Genomic DNA, 22,569 nt, shown 5'->3' with positions numbered 1-22,569 from the left:
AGGGGGTGCGGCTTACCCCGTGCCCTGCCAGTCCTGCCGACACGTCCCTTGCTCAGCGATGGTTCGGCTGAACCCGATGGGACGGCTCGACCCGCTCGGTACGCCCCGGCGCCTCCACCGTGTGGTAGGCGACCGGCGCCGGGCGCAGGTCATGCTCGGGCACCTCATCGGCGGCAAGGTCGGCCGACACCTTGGCGCGCGTCGCCGCCATGGAGAAAATGCCGTAGACCACCTTCGCGACCACGTCGAAGATCGTGTAGAGCGCGGCCGTGGCGGTCGGATCGATCGCCTTGGTGCCTTCGGAGCCCAGCAGGAAGATCACCGGATAGGCGAACCAGACCACCGACAGGATGGTGGCGTTGGTCTTGAACAGCTTGGCCGCACGCGGACCCGATTTCTCGGACTCCGTCCGCACCGGGCCCCACAGGCCGATATAGATGAACAGAAACGCGCCCGAGCTGATCAGATACCATGCCCACTTTGCCGTCGAACCCGTCGGGCTGAAGCCGGCGACCACGCCGGTCGCGATCATGTAGAAATCGGTGAAGACCAAGCCCAGCAGCAGCGCCCAGCGTCGAAACGGGGCATGCAGCGCGGTCAGGCACAAGCCGGTCAGCAACATGGGCGTGGTGATCGACCAGTCGAGATAGCGGGCGACGTAGAATTCGCGCCCGTCCGCCAGCAGGATCGATCCCTGCCCCAGCGCCATGGCGAGATAGGATGCCATGGCCGTCAGCGTCACGAACAGGTGCAGAAGATAATGGTTCTCCTCATCCCGCGTGCGGCGGTTCCAGCCCATCGCCAACAGAATGACCGATCCTGCCGCCATCGCGGCAAAGCCGAACCACAGCCAATCCGACGTCGTCATACCATACCCTTTCAACATTTTGCGCATCGAACGCGCGCAAGCAAGGAAATGACCAACCAAGAAGCAAAGTATTTTTACATCAAATATACATTATAAACTTGGATAAATCCAAAATATACCATCGTGACCAGCGGCGTCGATGGATTTTATTGTGCCGTGATACACCGGATCTTCGGTCGGCTTACTTTGAGTCGCCCGCCAAGCTCTCGCCTGTCACTCATCTTTCCGCATCAGCAATGACATGGCCCCTGACTAGCCGCCAGGTTGATCCGGGTCACCGGTCCGCTCGACGCGGGAACGACTGCCCGGCTCGCGGAGCGACAACTATTGCGGCCCTGTTGGTAAATGTTTAGCCCGCCTGTGTTCACGCGAACAGCAGGGTGGGGGCGAGACATGCGCGTTGCGGTGATATTACCGTGTTACAATGAAGAGGCGGCGATCGGGCAGACCGTTGCCGACTTTCGCGCGGCGCTGCCGGATGCGGCGATCTATGTCTACGACAACAATTCCAAGGACCGCACCGTCCAGGTGGCGCGCGCCGCCGGTGCGATCGTGCGGAGCGAAACCATGCAGGGCAAGGGCCATGTGGTCCGCCGCATGTTCGCGGACGTCGATGCCGACATCTATGTCATGGCGGACGGCGACGCGACCTACGACGCCGCCGCCGCCCCTGCCATGATCGAGCGCATGGTGGACGAGCAACTCGACATGGTGGTGGGCGCGCGCGTCAGCGAGGTGCAGGAAGCATATCGCCGTGGCCACCGCTTCGGCAATGCGATGCTGACCGGCATCCTGGCGCGCATCTTCGGGCGCACGTTCAGCGACATCCTGTCCGGTTACCGCGTCTTTTCCCGCCGCTTCGTAAAGAGCTTTCCGCTGCTTTCGGCCGGGTTCGAGATCGAAACCGAGATCAGCGTGCACGCGCTGGAACTCAGGATGCCCGTGGCAGAGGTGGTCACCCGCTATGGCGCGCGGCCGGAGGGCTCGGCATCCAAATTGTCGACCTATCGCGACGGATGGCGCATCCTGCGCACCATCCTCAGCCTGTTTCGGTTCGAGCGGCCCGTTCTGTTCTTCGGCGCGATCGGCGGCATATTGGCGCTGGTCGGCGTTCTGCTGTCGATCCCGCTTGTCCTTACCTATCTTGCCACGGGGTTGGTGCCACGTTTCCCGACTGCGATCCTGGCGACCGGGCTGATGCTGCTGGCATTCCTCAACCTGTTCACGGGACTGACGCTCGACACGGTCGTGCGCGGCAGGCGGGAGGTGCGTCGGCTGGCTTATCTGGGCTTCCCATCCCCGGCCCGCACGAAGAATCCTGCACAGGTTTCGCGGGTCGCATAGCAGACGGTGCGTGGGCGGCACGCGCCCGCCTTCGATAGCGTCATGCCTCCGCACGTGCGACACGCGCCGATGACCCGTGGCGCGATCGTGCGGTTCCTCTGGCATAAGGAGCCGGCAACATGATCACCTTCCTGGATGGGCGGCTGCGCCATCATGATCACCGCACAGCGATCGTGGCGATCTTCGCGCTCGGCCTGCTGTTCCGATTGGTGTGGGCGCTTCGTACCGGCAAGGGCATCCTCGTCGGCGAGGCACCCAATGTGGCGCGGGCCTTCGCGCGGACCGGCACGTTCAGCGATGCCTTCTTCGTCGGTCAGGGCCCGACCGCGCACCTGATGCCGACCACCCCGCTGCTTGCGGGCATGGTGCACAAGCTGTTCGGGATCGACACCCACACCACCCATGTGGTGCTGGGATTGTGGTCGGTCGCGCAGGTTTTCGCAAGCTACGTGCTCTTGTACCTGCTGTTCCGGCGCATGGGGGCGTCGCGCCTCGCCTTGCTGATCGGCGCGGCCGTGCTGAACCTGGTTCCGATCTTTGCCGGGGTGGAAACCCTGCTCGCCGCTTATTGGGAAAGCGCGCTTGCGGTCGACTTCGGCGTGGCCGCGCTGCTGATGCTTGCGACCTATGATGGGCGTCGCGACATCGGCTGGATCCCGATCTTCGGCGCATCTCTGCTGGCCGCCTTGTGCTTCTTCACCAACGTCCTGTTCGGTCTCGGCGTCTATCTGGCCGCGACGATCTTTGTGTTGCGCAACTTCAAGGGCCTCAAGCTTGCGGGCGTGATGCTGCTCGCCGCCGCATTGCTCGCGTTGGTCCTGGCGCCGTGGGTGATCCGCAACGGCCGGGTGATGGGTGAGACCATCCTGCTCCGGGACAATGCCGGGTTGGAGCTGGCGATCGCCAACTATCCGGGCGCCCTGCATGCCGCCGATCCGCTGGAGGCATATCGGCAGCGAATCCACGGCATCCACCCCTTCCTGTCCGAAGCCGCGCGCCAGAAACTGCGCGAAGCGGGTGGCGAGGCGGCCTATGCCGGCCAACTCGGCGGTGAGACCAAAGCGTGGATCCGGGCAAATCCGGGAGAGTTCGCGCAGCTGTCCTTGCGCCATCTCCGCCAGTTCTATTTCCCCAGCGCCTGGCAGTTTCGGTATACCAAGTCGGAACGCGCCGTGGAGATACGCCTGATGATCCACAACGTGATCGCCGCATTGGGCCTCGTCGGTGTTCTCTGGGGCCTGTGGCGTCGTGAGCGCCCTTTTTTGTTCGTCGCCGCCGTCCTGTTGGTCCCGGGGCTTTGTTATGCGCCGTTCCAGGCGATGCCGCGCTATGTGTATGTGATCTACGGCCTTCTGGTATTTGCGGCCGCCGATCTGGTCGCACGACTGATCGAGAGGGCGATCCCGCCCGCGCGATCGCACCGGGCTTGAATGAAGGCTGGTGGGCCATCCGGTAAGTGACGTGATCGCCACCCGAAGGTCTAGGACAGGATCACGCGCCCGATCGCCTCGGTAAGAGCCCTCAGCCGAAACGGCTTCTCGCAGCGTTGGACGCCGGCAAAGCGTTCCGGGATGGCGGAATGGTCATAGCCGGTCGCGAACAGGAACGGCACGCCTTGTTCCGCAAGCCGTTCGGCAACGGGAAACACCTGTTCTCCCGCCAGATTTATGTCGAGGATCGCGCCGTCGACCTGCGGCTCGGACCGGATCAGGTCCAGCGCATCCTCGACCGTGGACACTGGCCCGAGAACGGTGAAGTCGATCTGCTCAAGCTCGCGACGCAACTGGTCGGCGATCATGTATTCATCTTCGACGATCAGGATGCGGCACGCGCGCGGGGTGCGTTCGGGCATGGGTTTCAGCCTGCTCCACTGCTGGACGAAACGGGAATGGCGATGGTGCAATGCACGCCGTCCGGTTCAAACGTGAACGAGGTCCTGGCCTTCAGCTGGTACGGCAAGGCCCGCTCGATCAGCTCGCGACCCTGACCGCTGCCGATCTGCGCCGACGTTCGGTCGGGCATGACCACCCCGCTTTCGCGCCAGTCGATGAACAGCCATGGCTTGCCGCCCGCGCCCTCCGCCTGGAACGACCAGGTGATCGCGAGCTTGCCCGAAGGCTGCCGCAACGCCCCGTATTTCACGGCGTTGGTCGCAAGTTCATGCAGCGCCATCGCCAGCGCCTGCACGGTGGACGAGCGTATGCGGACGTCCGCCGGGCCGCTGAGCGTCACGCCGTCAGCACTCCCGTCCAATGCGGCAAGTTCGGTGCGGATCAGCTCGTCGAACGTCACGCGATCATGGTCGTTGAGCCGGGACAGCAGCCCCTGCACCCGCGACAGCGCCTCCAGCCGATCGCGGAAACGGGATTGGAAATCGGGCAGGTCGGCACTCGCGCTGACCGTCTTGTCGGCCATGGAGGACACCACGCCCATCAGATTGCGGGTACGATGCTGCAGTTCGGCGACAAGCACCTGCAGCGTCTGCTCGCTTTCCTGCAAGGCCTGCCGCGTTTTCCTTCGCCTAGTGACGTCGCGCTGGACGGAGATCCATGCCTCGATCACTCCGGCGGAGTTCAGAACGGGATCGATCGTCCAATCGACGAAATAGCGGCTGCCATCCTTGCGGTAGTTGAGCGCCTCGCCCTTGAACGTGCGCCCGAGCCGAAGCGCCTCCTTGAGTTGGTCGAGCATGGCGCGGTCGGTATCCGGCCCTTGCAGGATGCGCGGCGTGGTGCCGACCAGTTCCCCTTCCGAATAGCCCGTCAAGTCGCACATGGCGGCATTGACGAAGCGAATGGTAGGGCCTGGCGCCTCGACACGCGTGTCGGTGATCAGGACACCGTAGCCAACTGCCCTGAACGCCTGCTCGAACATGAAAATACCTTTTCGCAAGCGATCGGAACTATCCTCCGCCCGCCTGGCCACCCTTCACCGCGCCAGAAGAGCATGATTACTTCAGGTTAACAACCGGGATCTGCGCACCTCCGCGACTGTCTGAATGGCGCGGGCAGCGAACTCGGCCGGTTGGCCGATCTTGCCGGGCGCGCGTTCTGTCCATGTGGCCGATCCGGTCCGCGGCGGAGACAAGAATGAGCGACAAGAATGACGGCCTCGACGCACTCGCGCGCCTGCAACTGGCACTCGTGCGGACGGAGCAGGTGATGGCGGCCTCCGGCGAACGGGTCGTGCTGGTGCTGGAAGGGCGCGACAGTGCCGGCAAGGACGGAGTGATCAAGCGGATCACCGAACATCTGTCGGTGCGGGCGACCCGCGTGGTGGCGCTGCCGAAGCCGTCGGACCGCGAGCGAACGCAATGGTTCTTCCAACGCTACGCGGCACACCTGCCGGCGGCGGGCGAGTTGGTGATCTTCAATCGCTCCTGGTACAACCGCGCCGGGGTGGAGGTGGTCATGGGCTTCTCGACCCCCGCCGAGCAGGCCGAATTCCTGCGCGATGCCCCCGATTTCGAGCGCATGCTGGTCGAAAGCGGGATCAAGCTGGTCAAGATCTGGCTCGACATCTCCAAGCACGAGCAGAAGGACCGCCTCGCTGCGCGGCGCAAAGATCCGCTCAAGGCGCTCAAGGTTTCCGACATGGATGCCGTCGCCCAGGCCAAGTGGGACGATTATTCGGCGGCGCGCAACATCATGCTCGCGCGGACGCACACGCCGCTGGCGCCATGGTATTGCGTGCGGGCCGACCACAAGAAAGCCGCCCGGCTGGCGATCATGCGCCACATCCTGCAACAGGTCGCACCGCCCGAGGTCGCCCATGACGTGGAACTGCCCGATCCCGACCTGCTGTTCCCGTTCACCATGGACGCCATCCACGATGGTCGTCTAGCGGAGTAGCGCAAGCACGGCGGAGAGTAGCACATTCGGCCAAAAAGCGACCTGTCCAGGTTCACTGCGCCGCCTTTCCCGACGACGACGAGATCTGGCTGGCGGGCGCGGCCGAAGCACTGCTGCGCCCTGCGGAACAAGCGGACATCGTCTGCGGCCATTTCGCGCGGGTGGAGGGCGGTGGCGTGCAGGGCGAACCGGGATGCGGCTGATGGGCTGCGACATCCGGGTAGCGCGGGCGAAAGCAGTGTCTCGGGCGTGTCGGGGTGTCGGCTGGCGGGAGGGATCACACCAGTCCGGCAAAGATCTCCCTCACTTCGGCAGGCGCCCCCGCCAGCATAACGGTCATCCGCTCGGCCACGCTGTCGGTCTGATCCCCTGGCAGGTTGGCCATCGACCAATCTCCGAAGGCACGATCCGCAGCCATGCCGTCGCTGACGAAGCGAATGTCCTCGTGCCTGGAGTCGGCCAAGATGCGCGCCAGCGTGATGGCGACGCTTTCGGGCGGTCCCTCGATCAATTGCACGTAACGATCGCCATCGGTCCACAAGAGGCCGGACAAGCCATCAAGACCGTTGTTGACGCGGGATTGTGCCAGAATGTCGGGCAGGTCGCGATACCCCGCGCCGTTACACGCCATGCTGCGATAGATTACCCGCCGGAAAACCATGTCACTCATAAGTGCGGACTAGAAGGATGCACGAAGCCCGTCGAGCGCGGTTTTCGGGGGTTCGCCTGCGCTATCGGCCTCGTTTCCAGTGCGCCGGACTAAGGGCGAGTCACCATGTCCTGAACGGCAACCGCAAATACTTGGTGTCCTTGGCCTGCATTACGATCCTGCATCGGCCCGATCGACTTCTGTGCCAAGCTGGCGGGCAGCTCGGTCGATCCGGTCCGCCATGGCGACACTGCCCTGCGCGGCCGCGATGCTGGCGGCGCTGTTGCCGGCCACATCGGCCACCTGCGTATCAGCCCCGGCAGCGAGCAGCATCTCTACGATCGTGGTATGGCCGAACATGACGGCGTTCATCAGCGCGGTTTGCCCGGCCCGATTTCGCTGGTTCGGGTCGGCGCCCGCCGCCAGGAGTGCGCGCGCCATGTCGCCATAGCCTTTGAACGCCACACCCATCAGGGCCGTGTTGCCGCGCGCCTCGTCCACGCCCGCCGGATCCGCCCCATGATCCAGCAGCGATGCAGTGGCGGCGGCGTGCCCGTTATAGCTGGCCAGGATCAGCGGCGTGTAACCTTTGGCATCGCGGACTTCCAGGCCGGCGCCCGCCTGTAGCAGTGCGGAAATCATGTCGTCGCGCCCGATGCGTGCCGCCTCGTGCAGCAACTCCTGCAATCGTTGTGGTAACGGCAGAGGGGGTAGAGCGGACATTCCTTGTGGATTGGACATGAGATTTCCTGGCGGGTGAACTGTGTTCAACGTGCCGATCGCAACGCCGGCTCCCTCGTTCGGTCGAAACCCTCCGGCTCGGCCCGGATTCCCGGCCGAACCGTGGCTCCTCGCCCGTGCAACGATTGCATCAAGCCAAAGCGCGGCCGAAAAAGGCCTGCGTCAGCGCCATCGCCTGCAGGAACAGCGCGGGATCGTAACGTGGCCCCTCATCCCGCAAGAATGCATGCTGCGCGTTCATCTCGTGCCACTCATAGGATGCGCCGACCTCTTCCAGCCGCGCGCGGATCACCTCTCGCCCGGCGAACGAGACATGCGGATCCTGTCGCCCCCAGACGAACATGGCATGGGCGTTCAACTCGGCCATCCGCGCCAGGCTGTCGTCCGCCCGCCCTTCTCCCAGAGTGCCCGAATGGATGTCGGTCGGGTAGAAGCAGGCGGCCGCGGACACGCGCGGATCGAGCGCTGCCCGATAGGCAAGATGCCCGCCCAGGCACACGCCGAATGTTCCCAGCCGGCCGTTGCATGCCGGATGCTGCTGGAGAGCGGTCAGGGCCGCCGCCGCGTCCGCATCATAGGCCGCGACCGGCTTGGCGATCTTCAGCGCGTTGCCCCGGTCCGTGCCGGCGGGATCGTAGTTCAGGACCGTCCCGGCCGGCTCATATTCGTGGTAAACCTCCGGCACGGCCACCACGTGGCCCAGTCCCGCGATCATCGCCGCCAGCCGGCGGATCGGCGCCGTGACCTGGTAGATTTCGGAAAACAGCAGCACGCCCGGAAAGCGACCCTCGACCGCCGGCCGAAACAGGTGCATCCGCATCGGACCGCTGCCGGGCACGTCGACGTCCCGTGTCTCGTCACTGCGCAAGATCATCTGTTCATCCTCATGCCGGTGTCGGGCAAACGCCCGGTCCGCCATAGAGGCTGTGCGGCAAATCGGAACAGGTTCAGCGTAGGGAATGTCGCCGCAATGACCGACTTGGCGAGCGTTCGAGCAACTGACGGCTCGATGCTACAACCCGGCGCTTCCGTGGGGAGAGCGGAAGGCGGACATGGCGCATGCCGGCGGCCGGTGAACCACACCCTTCTCCCGCCAGTCAAAGCCGCCGCGCCGCCGGCGCGCACACGTGCCGACGGCGCTGCTCCCCTTCCTCGAAGCAGGATCAGGCGACGTGTGCGACCAGCTTCTGCCGGCGGCGCATCGCGGCACCGATCATGCCGAATCCGCCGATCATCATCGCCCAGGATGCAGGCTCAGGCACCGCACCCGGAGCAAAGGCCGTGCCCGAAATGCTGCTGCCGTCCTGGAGCGACCAGAAGCCGGTGTCGAACCGCGTCGCATCGGTGCGGAAGATGTAGGTCGATGTGGTATCATTGTCCCCGATGCCGGCCTGTCCGGGCAGCGCGAAGCTGACGGTCACGACCTTGCCGTCGGGCGTCCTGCCCACCGTTGTCAGCGGCCGAACGGTGCCCGACGTTTCCAGAAACTGGCCCGCGCCATCGGGATCCGATGCCGAGCGGTACACGTCCGTGCTGAACCCGCCGAAGTTGCTCGCCGTCAGCGTCTTGATCAGGTCATCGCCGCCGGTGCCCGCGCCGAGCCTGGACACCTGATAATAGAAGTCGAGCGTGCCGAACGTATTGCGATACACGGCCGAGCGCATCGTCGCCGAAAAGGTGCCGGTCACGCCGGTGAAGCTGGTCGAACGCAGCAACTCACCTTGCGTACCCGATATGGTGGCGAAGTCATCCGGTGTGACACCGTTGTCGCCCGGCACCACGACGGCAGCCATCGCCAGTCCCGACACGAACGTCGTCGACAGGATTGCCGCACGCACGGCAAGAAGAACCTTCTTCATGAGCCTCTCCCTTGACCACGATCCCGGCGACATCGCCGGTTATCCGCTTGGACCCTTGCTTGCTGGTCGACGCAGATCGTGATCGCATTTTAGCCCTGCGGAGCTTGCCAGGATGCCCCCCATTTGCGGGTTGGTGGCACCCTTTTAGAGTATAATCCGAAAGGGTTGGCTCCCATCGGTCGCGCGCCCGATGCGGTCGGATCAGGCCAGCCGACCCTGGACTGGCATGATGAGGGCATATTCCGAGGCAGGGCTGTCCGCGATCGGCTTAAGGGCCCGGTGTGTGCCGCCGGGCTTCGGCGTCGCTCACGAAGGCAGCCCAGCAAGCCCCTGCCCTGCCTGTGGCGGCCGGGAACCGGCTCTTCCTCGACCTGTTTTGGGGCCTGCATTATTTTGTCGACAAAGCCGTGTGCATCGTCGACAATGCTAAAAAGGGTCGACGGGAGAGGAAGGTCGACGCAGCTCAAGGGGGGTGAGCGGCCAGGCGGCGACAGACCGCATCGCCACTCCCAAGGTCACCTGCCCTTCCAGGGCAGGCCCGACCGTGCGCTCGTCCGTGCCCCTGCCATGGAATCACGATGGAGAAGGGGGCTGCCATGAACACAAAGGGGTCATACAATCAGGGTCGATCCGGGGCGGTGCGTCACGGCGTCATGCTCGCGGCGAGCGGGGGCGCCCTTGCGGCAGCCCTGCTCGCCGCGCCGGTCCATGCGCAAGCGGAGCCGACGCCACCGGCGGCCGCCGAAAGCAGCACGGTGCAGGATCAGGATATCGTCGTCACCGGCTCGCGTATCACCTCGACCGGGTTCAGCGCGCCGACGCCGACCCAGGTGATCGGTGCCGCCGACATCAACAAGCTGGCGCAACCCAACATCTTCAACGCGATCACCCAGCTGCCGTCGCTGCAAGGCTCGACCGGCCGCGCCACGTCGGTGGGCAGCACATCCAGCGGCATCCAGGGGCTCAGCTCCTTCTCGCTGCGGGGCCTCGGTGCGATCCGCACCCTCACCCTGCTCGACGGACAACGCTTCGTCGGGGCCAATTATTCGGGTGTGCCCGACGTCAGCCAGTTTCCGCAGCTGCTCGTCCAGCGCGTGGACGTGGTGAACGGCGGCGCATCGGCGTCCTACGGTTCGGACGCGGTCGCCGGCGTGGTCAACTTCGTCACCGACAAGCGTTTCAAGGGCTTCAAGGCCAACTTCCAGGGCAGCATCACCGATTATGGCGATGACGAGGGCGCCACTGCGCAGGTCGCATGGGGCAACAGCTTCATGGACGATCGCCTGCACGTCGCGGTGAGCGCCGAATATGGCCATCAGGGCGGCGTTCCCAATCCGGGCTTCGGCATCGTCGGCGCCAATGGCCGCGACTGGTATAATTCACCGGCCTTCGTGCAGACCGGCGTGACCACCACGCCGGCGGGCCAGCCGCGTATCCGGAACATCCGCAACGCGCAGCAATATCAATATTCAAAATTCGGCCTGATCACCTCGGGTCCGCTGCAGGGCATTGCGTTCGGGGCCGGCGGCCAGCCCTACCAGTTCCAATATGGCTCCAACGGTGTGCCGACGGGCACGGGGGCCGTGACCGGGTGTACGCCGTCCTTCTGCTCCGGCGGCGACACCAGCGGTGTGGTGGGCGCGGGCACCAGCCTTGCTTCGAAGCTGGAGCGGTTCAACGGCTATACGCGCGTCGGCTATGATTTCGCGCCCAACAATGAGCTGTACTTCACCTTCAACGCATCGCGGGTGAAATCCGAAAACTCGCCAAATCCGGGCTTTGCCCAGCAGGCGAACCTGAACATCCAGTGCGGCGTCGGCAATCCGAATGCCAATCCGTTCGTGCCGGATGCCATCCAGCAGGCCTGCACGAATGCCGGCATCACGTCGTTCCAATATGGTTCCGCGCTTGCCCAGTTGGGAGACTTCATCAAGGTTCAGCCCATACGCACCAGCCTGCGTGGCGTAATCGGCGCGACCGGCAAGTTCGACGGCCTTGGTACCGAATGGAGCTACGACGCTTATTACGAATATGGGCACAACAAGACGGACATCCAGGTGTCCAACATGCTCAATATCGCGCGGTTCAGGACGGCCTACCAGGCGGTTCGCCTGCCCAACGGGACGATCGCGTGCGCCAACGTCGCCGCGCGCGCGGCGGGCTGCGTTCCGCTCAATATCATCGGTGACGGTGGGGTGACGGAGGCGGCGCTGAACTATGTCAAACCGCGGGTCGGGCCGTACCAGCACACCTGGTCGAGCCAGAATGCGGCGGCGCTCAGCATCAACGGCCAGCCGGTGGAGACCTGGGCCGGTCCGGTCTCGCTCGCGTTCGGTTACGAATATCGCCGGGAATGGTATCGGACGGAGGCGGATCCCTACGGCAACGGCGTCAATGCGGACACGCCGAACACGGCCGACTATCCGGCCGATCCGACGCAGAATACCGTTACGGGCGGCAATTGGTATGCGGGCAACTACAAGAACGGTACCGGCAAGTATCACGTCCACGAAGGCTTCCTCGAACTCGACATTCCGATCTCGAACGAGGACATGATCGGCCGCGCGAACATCAACGCCGGTGTCCGCCACACGCGCTACAGCACGTCGGGCTGGATCACGAGCTGGAAGGTCGGCGGCACCTGGGACACCCCGCTTACCGGCATCCGCCTGCGTGGCGTGACGTCGCGCGACGTGCGTGCGCCCAACCTGTCGGAGCTGTTCCGGACACCCACCTTCGCCAACGCGACCTTCCTGGATCCGCGCGCGCCCGGCCAGTCGCCCACCGCCGGGCAGTTCGTACAGGCGCCGTCCAACACGATCGGCAATACGGCGCTGAAGCCCGAAACGTCGCGCAACACCACCGGCGGCGTCGTCTTCAACGGCACCGAAGCAGGCGTCCTGCCGGGCTTCAACGCATCGTTCGACTATTACAACATCAAGGTGAAAGGCATCATCACGCCGTTCACCGGCCAGTCGGCGATCAACCAGTGCTTCCAGCAGAACATCGCCCAGTTCTGCTCTTCCTTCAACATCGACGCCTCGGCGGGTCCGCTGTTCGTCAACGAGCAATTGTTCAACTTCGCCCGCGTCCGCACCAACGGCTTCGATATCGAGGCGAGCTATCGTCGCCCGCTGAGCGGCGTCGGCCTGCCGGGTTCGTTCACCATCCGCGGCCTCGCCACGCGCGTGCTGCACTATACCGAAACATCGGGGCTCCCAGGGACCATCCCGACGGAGCAGGCGGGCAACAATCGCGGCAACACGCCGGATTGGAAGGTGTTCGCAATCCAGAGCTGGGATACGGACAAGTTCTCGCTCTCGGTCACCGAGCGCTGGATCTCGGACGGCGTCTACTCGAACGAGTATATCGAGTGCACGCCCGGCAGCTGTCCGGCGACCGATCCGACCGGCAACACCTCCACGATCGACGACAACCACATGGATGGCGCCTTCTACCTGGACGTCGGCGGATCGTACAATTTCACGGACAACATCACCGCCTACTTCAGGATCGACAATGCGCTGAACAAGGCGCCGGAGGATTCACCGCAGAACGGCGTGACCTACGGCTTCAACCCGGTGCTGTACGACGTGCTGGGTCGCACCTTCCGGGCCGGCGTGCGGCTCAGCTTCTGACCGGAAGCCCTTTCACTCCCCCTGAGCTCCCGGCCGTTCCCCGGCCGGGAGCTTTTTTCTTGGGCGGCGATCAATCCGCCATTGCCTGTGCCAAGTGGACGCGTTTGCGGACCAGCGGCGTGATCTCGGCAAGGTCGTTTCTGATCGTAGTCGCCGCAACGGCCGCTTCGCCCATTGCGTGGCTGATCTGGTCGAGCCCCTTTGCAACATCGCCGGCGGCGTAGAGGCCAGGGATCGTCGTGCGCTGGTGATCGTCGATGACGAGGCAACCCTCATCGGTTCCCTCGGCGCCCATCCCGATCGCACATTCCGACCGTATCCGGGAGCCGAGCGCGGGATAGACACTGTCGAACAGCAGCGTCTTGCCGGGCACCTTCACCGCGATCTTGTCGCCGCGCAGTTCCAGCGCGCTGCACGGCCCATCATACATGGCGACGTTGAGGTCCGCGAGCCGGTCGCGCTCGCTTCCCGACAGTTCGAGCATGTCATCGGGTGCGATCAGCGTAACGTCGGCGGTGTACATCCGCAGGAACACCGCCTCCTTGTAGCCATGCGTCCGCGAGCCGATCACGGCGACGTGCTTGTCGGTCACCTCGAAGCCGTCGCAGATCGGACAATAGCGAAGGAGCCCGCGGGCGAGCGCCGCATCGTGATCCGCATCGTCCATCCTCGGCCGATGGTTGACGACCCCGGTGGCGAGCAGGACGCTGCGGGCCGCCACCACGTCGCTGCCGATCACGGCGCGAAAGCCTGCGTCGGTCCGCTCCAGCCGCTCAACCGTTCCGTGACGGACCTGCACACCGAACTCGGCAGCCTGCTCGCGCATGAGCGCAAGCAATGCCGTGCCCGCTATGCCGCCCGGGTATCCGGCATGATTATGCGTTCGCGGGATCAGGGCCGCGCGACTCTCGCCAGCGTCGACCACTTCGATCCGCAAATGGAACCGTGCGAGATAGATCGCTGCCGTCAGCCCCGCCGGACCGGCACCGATCACCAGACAGTCCAGCATGCGCCACTCCCCCCTTCGTTCAGAAGACCGAACGCCTTGACGACCAACTGGAGCCATCGTCCGAAGTGAAGCGGATCAGGACAATCGGGCGCATGCCGCCACGGCACCTTCCCGCGGATGTCGACGCATCAACCCGCGGGTGCCAACGCATCAATAGGCCAGTTGCAGGCTCAAGGTTGCGAGCGGCACGACCATATGGCTCGTACCCGCATCGCCAAGCCGGCGCAGCGCCGTGTCGCGGACGATGGCGAGCATCTCTGCGCGCAGCCGCCACTTTGCGCCGCCGGCCGAGAACGGATGCGAATAAGCCGCACCCATGCTGCCATAGGTGCGGTTCGCGCTGCCGGCTTGGTAGAAACCGCTCCAACCGACGCCGATCCGGGCGGGAAAGCTCAGTTCGGGGCTGTCTTCCCGAGGACTCAGGGCAATGGACGGTTCGACACTCAACTGCGTGAAGAGGCCGCCGCCCCCTTGCGGACGCCAAGTGATCGCCACACCGGGTTGCAGTGCGCCCAAGCCGGTCTTGCCCGCCGCGACCGTGGTCAGGCTCAGTTCGTGCGTGGTGGCGGATACGCCGTTGGGGCTGGTCTTGATGGTGTAGGCGAGTCCCGCCCGCAGGTCCTTGGTCAGCGAGGTGACAAGCGCGAGCGCATTGTTGCTTTCATACCAGGCGCGCGGGGCCGTGCGCTCGTCACGGACCGGGGCGTGAAAGCCGTTGGAGCTGGTGAACAGCAGAAACGTGTCCGCCTTCCCCTCTGCATTGCGGCGCAGATCCCAGGCGAAGCCGAGTTGAAGATGCAGCGGCAGGCGATCGAGGTCGGCATCATCGTCGTCATATGCGCCGCGTGCAAAGTCGCCATTGCGCAGATCGGCGGCCAGCACCGGGTGGAAGCCTCCATCGCCCACCGATGCGGAGCCGAGCGAGGCATCCTCCGTATCGATCGTCGGTATGTCCTGCGCTGCTGCCGGGCAAATGGCTGCCAGCAGCGCCACGCCGCTCCAGGCGAGTTTCATGCGAAATCCCCTTGGTTACAGCGCAATAATGCTTTGGATGCTCGCCTGCTCCCGACACCGGCGTGGCAGCGGCGCTTATTTTGTTGAAATGGTCCGGCGGCACTGCCGCACGCCATGAGCCCGGCGCACCGATGACGGCGGCGGCGCGCCCTGCCCTGTCGCCCGGAGGGCTAAGAGTGGTGCTGGCGGGTCGTTGACGTAGCGGGACGGGTGGTCGACCTTGCCCGTCCAAGCAGGCTGACAGCCCCTGCCCCGTCCCGCATGTTCCTTGGACGATTAACCGTCAGGCGTCAGATGCCGTTGGACAGGTTGGTGTCCGCGTCATGGGTGCGCATATCTTCTGCCTTCTTGTCGCCCAGTTCGCGAGTTGCGTCGGCCTGGTTTTCCAGACGATCTTCGCCGGCTTCGGTGGACGCGTTGTCGGCCGCATCTTCCAGATTGTCGGCAACGCTTTCCGCATTCGCCTCGATATTGTCCGCCGCCTGCTCACGCGGGCTGTTGTTGCAGGCCGAAAGCGCCAACAGCGCAGCCGCAGCGCTGAACCCAAGCATCTTTTTCATGGTGTCTTGCCCCTGTCATGGACCAGCGAAAATCGGTTTCGCCAGTTGGGTCAGCAATAAACAGGGGCGGGCTTTGTTCCGTGACGCGTGTCTCGATGCAGTGCTGCCGAGGTCTCTCGACGTCGAAATCCTCCATTCCGCCGCCGATCGTGCGGTGCTTCAAAGGCAGGCAAGGCCAACCGCCACGCCTGCCCAACGGCATAGCCCTACAGCCTCAGCGAGGCGGGGCTTTGGTCGACGCGGCGCGCATACTCTGGCCCACCCCATCGGCATCCATCGGCGCGACCGTTTCCTCCTGGCCGTCGCGCTCGCCGGTATTGTCGGCGATGTCGTTGAGGATTGCCGTGGTCGCATCGTTGGTATGCTGAACTGCCGGATCGTTGCTGCACCCGGCCAGTACCATCAGGCTGCACATGATCGCCCAAGCCCGTCGATTGCGGCTACCACAAACGTCGGCCGGCCCGCTTAGGTCGCTACCCATCCCATGCTCCGTTTTTGCACCTCTGATGGTTAACGCAGCGCGTAGCTGGATGGATGCACCAGGACGCATCACGATCGCAGGCGCACTCGGGGCGCCGACAGGGCTGACAATCAGGTCGAGATTTTGTCGGGCCATATATTGTGCGTCGATAGTAGTAGCGGGCATGACAGATCCCACCGACGTTGCCGGCTACAAGGATGCCCTGACCGGAGGCGACGCGCCGCCGACCAGCAGCGGTGCCGCCCAGGTACGGTCCGCGTCCGCGCCCGAACTCAAGAGCTTGCTGGCGATCGTGGTGGGGACGTTGGTGGTTGCCGCCCTTTATTTCGGTCAGGACGTGCTTATCCCCATCACCCTGGCGGTGATGCTGTCGTTCGTCCTGTCGCCGCTGGTCACCATGTTGCAGCGCCTCCGCCTGTGGCGCGCCCCGGCCGTGCTGATCGCGGTCCTGGCCGCACTGGCGCTGCTCGGCGGCGTGGGAACGCTGCTCGGCAGCCAAGCCGCGACGCTCGCCACCAACGCCCCTCAATATGCCCAAACGGTGGAAACAAAGGTGCGGAGCGTGCAGGCGTTCGCCACCGGCAGGCTGGCGTCCATCACCCGTGACCTGGGCGGACTGCGCCCCGAACCCAGAGCCGGCAGACCCGCGCCCGCAGGTACGCTGTCGGCCACACTGGCCGAACCGCGCCCGGTGCCCGTCCGCGTCGTCCAGGAGCAGACCTCGCCCTTCACCATCGCCAGCACCGTGCTGGCGCCGGTGCTGGGGCCGCTGGAGACGACCGTCATCGTGCTGATCGTCGCGATCTTCATCCTGTTGCAGAAGGAGGATCTGCGCGACCGTTTCATCAGGCTGTTCGGGTCCAACGATCTTCACCGAACGACGCTGGCGATGGACGATGCCGGACGCCGGCTCAGCCGCTATTTCCTCAGCCAGCTGGCGGTGAACACCTGCTTCGGCGTTGTGATCGGCCTGGGGCTGTGGATGATCGGGGTGCCGTCGCCCGCCATGTGGGGTGTGATGGCGGGACTGCTCCGCTTCGTGCCCTATGTCGGCTCCCTGCTCGCGGCTGTGGCCCCCGCGGCGCTGGCGGCGGCGGTCGACCCGGGCTGGACCATGGCGATTGAGGTCGTGGTGCTGTTCGTGATCGTGGAACCGCTCACCGGGTATGTGGTCGAGCCGTTGTTGTATGGCCATTCGACCGGGCTGTCGCCGGTGTCGGTAATCGTGTCGGCGATCTTCTGGACATGGCTGTGGGGACCGATCGGGCTGATCATGTCGACCCCTCTGACCTTGATCCTGGTGGTGATGGGCCGGCATGTTAAGAGCCTGGAATTCTTCGACGTGCTGTTGGGCGACCGGCCGGCGCTGACCCCCGTGGAGAGCTTCTACCAGCGCATCCTGGCAAATAACCCTGACGAGGCGCTGGCGCAGGCCGAGGCACTGCTCGCCCAGCAACCACTCGTCGCTTATTATGACGAGGTGGTGCTGGCCGGATTGAAGCTGGCGGTGGAGGATCGGGCGCGCGGCACCATAAACCGCGATCGCGAAATGGAAATGACGCGCACGATGCGGGCCGTGATCGACGAATTGGGGGATCAGGTGCCGCCTGCCATGGCAGACGCTTCGGCCGGCCGGATCGCCTGCGTTGCCGGACACGGCCCGTTTGACGAGGCTGTGACGACGATGCTCGCCCAGCTGCTGACGGCGCGAGGACTGGCGGTCCGCACCATCGGCAATGCCGCAACGTCGCGCGAGGCGATCGGCGCCCTCGATCTGGACGGCGTTGCCGTGATCGTCATCTCCTACCTCGAACTGACCGGATCGCCGGCCCAGCTGCGCTACCTGATCAAGCGTTTACGGACGCGGGCACCGTCGGCGCGGGTCGTGGTGGGATTGTGGCCCCAGGGCGAGGCAGCGTTGAGCGACGCGGCGATCCAGCGGGCGATCGGCTCGGACCGCTACGTCGGCTCGCTCGCAGCGGCGATGAGCGCGATCGTGGAGGAGGACGTGTCGGACAGGCGCGCCGCATAGCTCCACGCGCAGGCGCCCGTTCATATCGGGGAGCACCGTGCGGATAGAGCCGGCCTGCCGCAACAAGTGGCAGGGCATGCGTCCTGATCCCGCCTTGGACGTTGGGGACGGATCAACATCTTAGGAAATCCCAGCGGATCATGTCGGACGAACTGCAGGAACGTGAGCAGGACATCGAGCTGAGCCACAAAGAGCGGGAGGCGGTCGACGAGCGGGAGTCCGCCAGCGCCCGCGTCATCCACGAAGTCATTCGCCGGCATGGCGACGAGGAGATGGAGCGTCCCACCATCTCGCTCATCTGGTCGGGACTAGCCGGAGGCGTCGCCATCAGCGCATCCTTGCTAGGGCAAAGTCTTCTGGAGGAGATGCTGCCGAACGCGTCATGGAGCCCGTTGGTGGCGAGCTTCGGCTATACGCTCGGCTTTCTGATCGTCATCCTGGGACGATTGCAGCTCTTCACGGAGAGCACGCTGTCCGCCGTCATCCCGGTCGCCACGCATCCCAGTTTCGGCAATGTCGGGCGATTGCTCCGATTCTGGGCAATCGTGCTCGGCGCCAATCTCCTCGGCACGTTGTTTATCGCATTCCTGAACGGATATGAACTGATCACCTCCGCGCAGCATCACGCAGCCATGCTGGAGATTTCGCGAAAGCTGCTCGATCACAGCTGGCTGGAAACGCTCAAGCTGGGCATCCCTGCGGGCTTCCTGATCGCCGCCGTCCCCTGGGCGCTCCCGTCCGCGCGCGGGCAGGAATTCTGGGTCGTGTTCCTCTTCACCTACTTCATCGCCGTGGGTGGTTTCGCCCACGTGGTGGCGGGATCCGGCGAGGCATGGCTTCTGGCATTGGCCGGGGAAACGTCGTTCGGCCATGCCCTGACCGGCATCATCCTTCCCGCTCTGATCGGCAACATCATCGGCGGCACCGGTCTGTTCGCACTGCTCGCCCACGCTCAGGTCAGGCAGGAACTCGGCGGCGATCGAGACTGACCGGCCCGAGGCAGAAACATCGGGGCCGGTATCCGGCATCAACGGCGCGATGTGGATCCCTCTCCGCAAAAGCCCGGGCGCCGTTGCGTGATCCAGGACGATTTGCCAAGCTGCCCGCTCTGATTTGGGGGAAGTTCGTCATGCGCCGTCGCAACCTTGCCTTGCTGCTTGCAGCCACGACGCTGGCGACCGCTCCGCTGCCGGCCGCCGAACCGGCAACCAAGGCACAGTTGATGTCGCCACCCGCCGGCGCGCGCCATTACACGATCAGTTCGATGGCCGGGAAGCATGGCGACGTCTGGTCGTGGCCGACGGGCGACGGCACCGCCTATCGCATGTCGATGTCGCTGCGCGGCTGGGTAACCGAAACCGACGAGCTTGTGACGATCGGCAAGGATGGACGGCCTACCGCAATCGCGGTTCGCGGCTATACCGACTCCGGCGACGCGACCGAAAACTTCAGCGTGGATGCGCACGGCATCGCCAGCTGGAAGACAGCGATCGATTCCGGGTCCGCTCCGTTGGGCGCCAGAAGATACTATCCCTATGGTGGCCCGTGGCTTGCCAACGAGCACGACGTCAATGCCCTGGTTGCGGCGGGCAGCACGGGGATCGACCTGCTGCCGATGGGCCACGCCAGCATCGCCATCGGGCGACCGCTGCGGATCGAGGGCCCGGACGGCACTAGGACGGTGAAGCTCGCTTTCGTCACCGGGACCAGCTTTTCGCCCCAGCCGGTGTGGCTGGACGAGCATGATCGGTTCTTCGGCACGGCGGGCAGTCTGTCGCTGCTGCCGGAAGGGTTCGAGCGCAATGGCCCCAAGCTGAAGGAGATCCAGGACGCGGCGACGGCCGACATGGTGCGCGGCGTCGCGCACCGCTTCCTCCGTGCCGCGAACCGCACGCCGACCTTGGTCGACCATGTGCTGATGTTCGATTCCATCGCCGGCCGCTACCTGCCCGATCGCAGCGTGCTGATCGCCGATGGCAAGGTGGTTTCGGTGGCGGCCAGCGGGTCGATCAAGGCACCGACCGGCGCCACCACGATCGATGGGCGCGGCAAGACGTTGCTGCCCGGCCTGTGGGATGCGCACCGCCACGTCGGTGGCGACGACTGGAACCTGCTCCAGAACGTCGCCACGGGCATGACCAATTATCGCAGCCCCGGCTCGGAAATCGTTGAAACGCTGAGCATTCTCAAACGGCGCGCCGCCGGCGACCTGATCGCGCCCGACGGAAAGGTGTCCGTCATTATCGATCGCAAGGACCCGCTTGCGGCGCAAGGCGCGCTCACCGTGTCGTCGGCGGCCGACACGGTCGCCGCAGTGGACAAGATCAAGGCGGCAGGCCTGTGGGGCGTCAAGTTCTACACGTCCATGAACCCGGCGTGGATCTCACCCGGCGCTGCCGAAGCGCACAAGCTGGGCCTGCACGTGCATGGCCACGTGCCCGCGGGCATGCGCCCGCTCGACGCCGTGCGCGCCGGCTACGATGAGGTCACGCACATCAACTTTATCATGATGCAGGCGATGCCGCAGGGCGTGGTCGACAAGGCCAACACCGCGGCGCGGCTGGAAGGGCCGGCCCGATACGGCAAGGATGTGGACCTGGATTCGCCGGCGATGACGGCATTCTATTCCGAACTCGCCAAGCGGCACACGATCATCGACCCCACGCTTACCGTGTTCGAGCCGCTGATGACGTCGGACGGCAGTGCCGTCCTCCCCGAATATGCGCCGTTCATGGACATCGCCCCGCCGGCGGTCGCGCGCAGCTGGAAGATCGCCGGCTATCCGCTGTTCGCCGGGCTCACGCGCGACGATTTTCGGAAGAGCTTTTCCAAGATGGTCGGCCTGGTCGGGCGGCTGCACCAGGCCGGCGTGCCGATCGTCGCCGGAACCGACGGTGACGGGCTGGAGCTGGTGCGCGAACTGGAGCTCTACCAGCAGGCCGGGCTCAGCAATGCGGAGGCGCTGCAGACCGCGACCATCGTGCCGGCGCGCCTGACCGGCATGGACGACCGCACCGGCTCGATCGAGCGCGGCAAGGCGGCGGACATCATCCTGGTCGACGGCGACGTCTCGCGCGACCTGGGCGCCCTCCGCCATGTGGAGACGGTGTTCCTCGACGGCTACCGCCTTGATGGCGCGGCGCTGCGGCAGGCGAGTGGGCTGTCGGGCATGCCGAAGTGAGCCCCTGCCGTTGGGCTCGCCTGATCGATTGAGCGATCCAGGCGGCTAGCGATCTGCGCGATCCCCACGCGATCCGGTCAATCGCCTGCTCCGCGCCGCCAGGGAAAGCCGGGCAATCTGCTCGCCATGGGCCAGAACAGGTTTATGGCAAGCCCGCCGATCACGAGTGACGCCGCGCCGATTTTCCAGCCTGGCAGCGCCTCGCCCAGCAACAGCGCAGAGGCACCCATGCCGAACACCGGGACCAGCATCGCGGTTGGCGTGATCGCTGCGGCCGGATGCCGCGCCAACAGCCAGCCCCACGCGGCATAGCCGAACAGCGTATTGCCGGCCGATTGCCAAAGAACCGCCGCCCACGTTCCGGCCGTGGCCGCCTTGAGGCCGATGACGATCGCGGATGGCCCCTCCAACACCAGCGAGCCGAGCAGCAAGGGGGGCACGGAGAACAGGCTCGCCCACACCACGAAACCGAACATGTTGGTCACCCCGATCGCGCGCGCGATCTGATTGCCTGCCGCCCAACTCATGGCGGCCGACAACACCATGACCAGCCCGAGCGGGGTCGCACTGCCGCCGCCATGCGCGACGATAAGGGTGATGCCGGCGGTGGCGAGCACGAGCGAGGCCAGCTGGAACGGCCGCACGCGTTCCCCGCTCAGCCACATGGCGAGGCCGATCGTGAAGAACACCTGCGATTGCACGACCAAAGAGGCGAGACCGGGTGAGATATGGCCGTTCATCGCCATGTAGAGCAGACCGAACTGGCCGGCGCCGATCAGCATGCCGTAACCAGCCAGCGGCCTCCACCCGACCTGCGGCCGAGGCACGAACAGCACCGCAGGCAGCAGCGCAAAGGTAAAGCGCAATGTTGCGAACAGCAGTGGCGGCAAATGATCCAGCGCGATCCGGATCACCACGAAATTCGTGCCCCAGATGGTCACCACGGCCAGCGCCAGCAACAGGTGCGGGATCGGAATACGCGATGAACGCTGGTCGGAGAGGGCTTGGGGAGAGATGGCCATGATGGCGGACATACCGGCCGAACATCCATCGCGCCATTGCCGCCCGACCGAGCGGCCAGCCGGGCAGCTGCCGGAACGCAACGCCACGGAGCGAGATCCGCGGCTCGACCGCGTGCCGGTGCCACCTGACCGTCAATCCACCAGTTCCCGCGTGATCCGGACGGATCGCAGAAGTTCCTTGTGACTGGCAGCGGCCTGTTGTGGGCAGGCGGCAGCGCAGCGGGCGGTGCCGTTCCGTCGCCAGTCCTGCGGCGGCGGTCGTAAAGCGGATCACGTTCCGGCAGGATCGTCCGGCCGACATCGCGAGCAGGGTGACGGGC

Annotated in this window: 19 protein-coding genes; 7 read left to right on the top strand and 12 right to left on the bottom strand. The window is 65.1% G+C overall.

Annotated features, from left to right (window positions below; genetic code table 11):
- Positions 1 to 52: 52 nt before the first annotated feature.
- Positions 53 to 868 (bottom strand): bacteriorhodopsin, encoded by an 816-nt coding sequence (locus tag Q0D93_RS06690; protein ID WP_294392232.1) that lies wholly within the window; start codon positions 866 to 868, stop codon positions 53 to 55.
- A gap of 393 nt (positions 869 to 1,261) precedes the next feature.
- Between Q0D93_RS06690 and Q0D93_RS06685 the strand changes: the two genes are divergently transcribed.
- On the top strand, positions 1,262 to 2,212 hold the full coding sequence (locus Q0D93_RS06685) for a glycosyltransferase family 2 protein (RefSeq protein WP_294392229.1): 951 nt from the start codon (positions 1,262 to 1,264) through the stop codon (positions 2,210 to 2,212).
- Positions 2,213 to 2,331: 119 nt separating this feature from the next.
- Positions 2,332 to 3,642: a hypothetical protein gene (locus Q0D93_RS06680; RefSeq protein ID WP_294392228.1), complete on the top strand. Its 1,311-nt coding sequence runs from the start codon at positions 2,332 to 2,334 to the stop codon at positions 3,640 to 3,642.
- Between the two features lie 50 nt (positions 3,643 to 3,692).
- On the opposite strand, the gene Q0D93_RS06675 is transcribed toward Q0D93_RS06680, so the two are convergent.
- Both Q0D93_RS06675 and Q0D93_RS06670 read right to left on the bottom strand, forming a co-directional pair.
- Positions 3,693 to 4,064: a response regulator gene (locus tag Q0D93_RS06675; RefSeq protein ID WP_294392226.1), complete on the bottom strand. Its 372-nt coding sequence runs from the start codon at positions 4,062 to 4,064 to the stop codon at positions 3,693 to 3,695.
- Positions 4,065 to 4,069: 5 nt separating this feature from the next.
- Positions 4,070 to 5,086 carry an HWE histidine kinase domain-containing protein gene (locus Q0D93_RS06670; protein WP_294392224.1) on the bottom strand — a complete coding sequence of 339 codons (1,017 nt, stop codon included), beginning with the start codon at positions 5,084 to 5,086 and terminating at the stop codon, positions 4,070 to 4,072.
- A gap of 215 nt (positions 5,087 to 5,301) precedes the next feature.
- Here Q0D93_RS06670 and ppk2 point away from each other — a divergent pair, with 215 nt between their 5' ends.
- Entirely contained in the window at positions 5,302 to 6,063 is a 762-nt protein-coding gene (gene ppk2 / locus Q0D93_RS06665) for a polyphosphate kinase 2 (RefSeq protein ID WP_294392222.1), read from the top strand.
- A 277-nt stretch (positions 6,064 to 6,340) separates the two neighbouring features.
- Here ppk2 and Q0D93_RS06660 read toward each other — a convergent pair whose 3' ends face one another.
- The 4 genes from Q0D93_RS06660 to Q0D93_RS06645 form a co-directional block, all read right to left on the bottom strand.
- Positions 6,341 to 6,733 carry a BLUF domain-containing protein gene (locus Q0D93_RS06660; RefSeq protein WP_294392221.1) on the bottom strand — a complete coding sequence of 131 codons (393 nt, stop codon included), beginning with the start codon at positions 6,731 to 6,733 and terminating at the stop codon, positions 6,341 to 6,343.
- Between the two features lie 150 nt (positions 6,734 to 6,883).
- Positions 6,884 to 7,390 (bottom strand): ankyrin repeat domain-containing protein, encoded by a 507-nt coding sequence (locus tag Q0D93_RS06655; RefSeq protein ID WP_294392219.1) that lies wholly within the window; start codon positions 7,388 to 7,390, stop codon positions 6,884 to 6,886.
- Positions 7,391 to 7,583: 193 nt separating this feature from the next.
- Positions 7,584 to 8,327: a dienelactone hydrolase family protein gene (locus tag Q0D93_RS06650; RefSeq protein WP_294392216.1), complete on the bottom strand. Its 744-nt coding sequence runs from the start codon at positions 8,325 to 8,327 to the stop codon at positions 7,584 to 7,586.
- A gap of 289 nt (positions 8,328 to 8,616) precedes the next feature.
- A complete protein-coding gene (locus tag Q0D93_RS06645) occupies positions 8,617 to 9,312 on the bottom strand; it encodes a PEPxxWA-CTERM sorting domain-containing protein (protein WP_294392214.1) in 696 nt (231 codons plus the stop codon).
- A 596-nt stretch (positions 9,313 to 9,908) separates the two neighbouring features.
- Here Q0D93_RS06645 and Q0D93_RS06640 point away from each other — a divergent pair.
- Positions 9,909 to 12,950, top strand: coding sequence for a TonB-dependent receptor (locus Q0D93_RS06640; protein WP_294392212.1), 3,042 nt, complete (start codon positions 9,909 to 9,911; stop codon positions 12,948 to 12,950).
- Positions 12,951 to 13,020: 70 nt separating this feature from the next.
- Here Q0D93_RS06640 and Q0D93_RS06635 read toward each other — a convergent pair whose 3' ends face one another.
- From Q0D93_RS06635 to Q0D93_RS06620, 4 genes are all read right to left on the bottom strand, one after another.
- Entirely contained in the window at positions 13,021 to 13,959 is a 939-nt protein-coding gene (locus Q0D93_RS06635) for an NAD(P)/FAD-dependent oxidoreductase (protein WP_294392209.1), read from the bottom strand.
- Between the two features lie 150 nt (positions 13,960 to 14,109).
- On the bottom strand, positions 14,110 to 14,973 hold the full coding sequence (locus Q0D93_RS06630) for a hypothetical protein (protein WP_294392208.1): 864 nt from the start codon (positions 14,971 to 14,973) through the stop codon (positions 14,110 to 14,112).
- 290 nt (positions 14,974 to 15,263) lie between these two features.
- A complete protein-coding gene (locus Q0D93_RS06625; RefSeq protein WP_294392206.1) occupies positions 15,264 to 15,533 on the bottom strand; it encodes a hypothetical protein in 270 nt (89 codons plus the stop codon).
- A 214-nt stretch (positions 15,534 to 15,747) separates the two neighbouring features.
- Positions 15,748 to 15,948: a hypothetical protein gene (locus Q0D93_RS06620; protein WP_294392204.1), complete on the bottom strand. Its 201-nt coding sequence runs from the start codon at positions 15,946 to 15,948 to the stop codon at positions 15,748 to 15,750.
- Between the two features lie 229 nt (positions 15,949 to 16,177).
- Between Q0D93_RS06620 and Q0D93_RS06615 the strand changes: the two genes are divergently transcribed.
- The 3 genes from Q0D93_RS06615 to Q0D93_RS06605 all read left to right on the top strand — a co-directional run bounded on the left by Q0D93_RS06615 (position 16,178) and on the right by Q0D93_RS06605 (position 21,227).
- Positions 16,178 to 18,046 (top strand): AI-2E family transporter, encoded by a 1,869-nt coding sequence (locus Q0D93_RS06615; RefSeq protein ID WP_294392202.1) that lies wholly within the window; start codon positions 16,178 to 16,180, stop codon positions 18,044 to 18,046.
- A 140-nt stretch (positions 18,047 to 18,186) separates the two neighbouring features.
- The gene (locus tag Q0D93_RS06610) at positions 18,187 to 19,035 is read left to right on the top strand and encodes a formate/nitrite transporter family protein (RefSeq protein WP_294392200.1); all 849 of its coding nucleotides are present in this window, start codon (positions 18,187 to 18,189) and stop codon (positions 19,033 to 19,035) included.
- Positions 19,036 to 19,175: 140 nt separating this feature from the next.
- Positions 19,176 to 21,227 carry an amidohydrolase family protein gene (locus Q0D93_RS06605; protein WP_294392198.1) on the top strand — a complete coding sequence of 684 codons (2,052 nt, stop codon included), beginning with the start codon at positions 19,176 to 19,178 and terminating at the stop codon, positions 21,225 to 21,227.
- Positions 21,228 to 21,304: 77 nt separating this feature from the next.
- On the opposite strand, the gene Q0D93_RS06600 is transcribed toward Q0D93_RS06605, so the two are convergent.
- Entirely contained in the window at positions 21,305 to 22,336 is a 1,032-nt protein-coding gene (locus tag Q0D93_RS06600; protein ID WP_294392194.1) for an EamA family transporter, read from the bottom strand.
- Positions 22,337 to 22,569: the final 233 nt, after the last annotated feature.

Source organism: uncultured Sphingomonas sp. (assembly GCF_934560975.1).
Lineage (GTDB): Bacteria > Pseudomonadota > Alphaproteobacteria > Sphingomonadales > Sphingomonadaceae > Sphingomonas_I.
Note: the sequence above shows the minus strand (reverse complement) of the source record. Positions and strands in the feature narration are given on the sequence as shown.